Origin of the sequence: Nocardia farcinica, assembly GCF_029867845.1 — a bacterium.
Classification (GTDB): Bacteria; Actinomycetota; Actinomycetes; order Mycobacteriales; family Mycobacteriaceae; genus Nocardia; species Nocardia farcinica_A.
In genome coordinates, this window is record NZ_JARWRU010000298.1 from 1 (window position 1) to 1,881 (window position 1,881).

Below are 1,881 nucleotides of genomic sequence, written 5' to 3' on the forward strand. Positions count from 1 at the left end.
AGCCCGGAGGTCGATCTGTTCGGCAGGCGCGTGGACGTTCCGAACAACCCCGCGGGACAACCGCTTCCGCAGGACCCGGCGGCGCAGCGCAAGCCGTCGGACCCGGACTGGCTGACCGGGCGGCCGGCGGGGCTCGACCAGCCGCGCGGCTGGCAGCGGGTGTACGGGGCCTCGGTGCCGTTCTCCACCTCCGACGGGCCGGCCCGCATCGAGAACGGGCAGGCGGTCGGCTACGCGCACACGCCGCAGGGCGCGGTGCTCGCGGCCGCGCAGATCACCTACCGGCTCAACGCGCGGCCGGCCGACCGGGAGCTGTACGTCACCCAGGTGCGGGCGTCGGCGCAGCAGCTGGCCGAGTACGACCGCGCCATGGACCAGAACCGGCTGCCCGCGCAACAGCCCGAGCGGATCACCCGTTACTTCGTCGCTCCCGACGCCTTCCAGGTCGAGAGCTACGCCGACGATCTGGCCGTCGTCCGGTTCGCCTCGCGCGGACAGGTCGTCGACGGCAGGCAACTGTGGGTCGCCCTGCGCCTGGTGATGGTGTGGGAGGCCGGTGACTGGCGGCTCAAGCCGGCCACCGTCGAGGGCAGCCGGACCGAATACATCGAATCGCTTGCGGGGTGGACGACATGGTGACCTTGGACAAGACAGCGCCACGCGCGGCGGAGGCCGAGCGCGATCCCGGACCGGCCGAGCCCCGAGGAGCGAACACGTTGATGCGCAAGCTCATGACCATCATGGCGGTGGTCTTCACCGTCATGATGGCCACGCCGACGGTGGCCTACGGCCAGACCTACGGTTTCGACGAGACCTGCAACGAGATCCACGACACCCTCGACGGCGTCGGCCTGCCCGGCATCTCGCTGGGCGACGCCGCCTCGGCGGTGTGCAAGGCGGGCAATGTGGCCTCCCATCCCGGGGACGCCGCGAGCGCGGTCAAGGACAAGGCGTGGGACTCCACCTTCGGCAGCGTGGTGGACTCGCTGATGAACGGCCTCGGCGAGGCCATCATCCTGGCGTTGACGTTCTGGATGAAGGTGCCCAACGAGGCCGCCAGTGACGGCGGTTCGCTGTTCACCAAGATCAACGACTACACCTATCAGATCCAGATACTGCTGTTGATCGCCTCGATCATCCTGACCGGCGCGCGGCTGGCCGAGGCGCGGCGCGGCGCCGCGGTGAGCGAGGCGGCCGAATCGTTCCGCATGTTCGCCCGTGTGGTGTTCAGCTCCTGGATGCTCGGCGCGGTGATCGTGGCGGGCACCCAGGCCTCGGACCGCTTCGCCGAGTGGATCATCGAGGACTCCACCAACGGCAACGCCAAGGACATGGCCGAGCTGATGGTCAAGACCAGTGCGCTGCAGGCCTTCTCGCCCGGTCTGGTGCTCATCATCGCCATCGTCGGCCTGCTGGGCGCGCTGGCGCAGATCGTGCTCGCCATCGTGCGCCAGGGCCTGCTCATCATCGCCGCGGGCGTGCTGCCGCTGGCGGCCGCCGCCTCGGGGATGAACGTGGGCAAGCAGTCCTACCAGAAGCTGGTCGGCTGGATCATCGCCTTCATGCTGTGGAAGCCGGTGGCCGCGATCGTGTACATGATCGCCTTCACCACCGCCGGTCATGTCGACGGTCTGGCCACCTCGGCGATGCCGGACGGCGAACAGGCGCAGCGCATGCTGGTGGCCATCGTGCTGCTGTGCTCGGTCGCCTTCGTGCTGCCTGCCTTGATGCGCCTGGTGACCCCGGCGGTGGCCATCGTCGGCTCCGGCGGCTCCGGTCTCACGGCCGCGGGCGGCACCCAGGTCGCGGCGGCCGCGCGCGGCGCCAAGGGCCCCAATGCGGGGGGGGTGTAGCCGCCCCCCCCGCCCGGGTAGGGCGGGT

The 1,881-nt window shown here is 70.3% G+C and carries 2 protein-coding genes; both read left to right on the top strand.

From position 1 onward, the window contains the following. The coding region (locus QH283_RS06465; protein ID WP_280502102.1) for a hypothetical protein at window positions 1–639 on the top strand (639 nt) is incomplete at its 5' end. Then, window positions 633–1,853, top strand: coding sequence for a hypothetical protein (locus QH283_RS06470; protein WP_280502103.1), 1,221 nt, complete (start codon window positions 633–635; stop codon window positions 1,851–1,853). The genes QH283_RS06465 and QH283_RS06470, both read left to right, overlap by 7 nt. Window positions 1,854–1,881: the final 28 nt, after the last annotated feature.

Bases quoted from the DNA above. Each gene is read 5' to 3' on its own strand.
- QH283_RS06470 (WP_280502103.1), top strand. From the start codon at position 633: ATGGTGACCTTGGACAAGACAGCGCCACGCGCGGCGGAGGCCGAGCGC.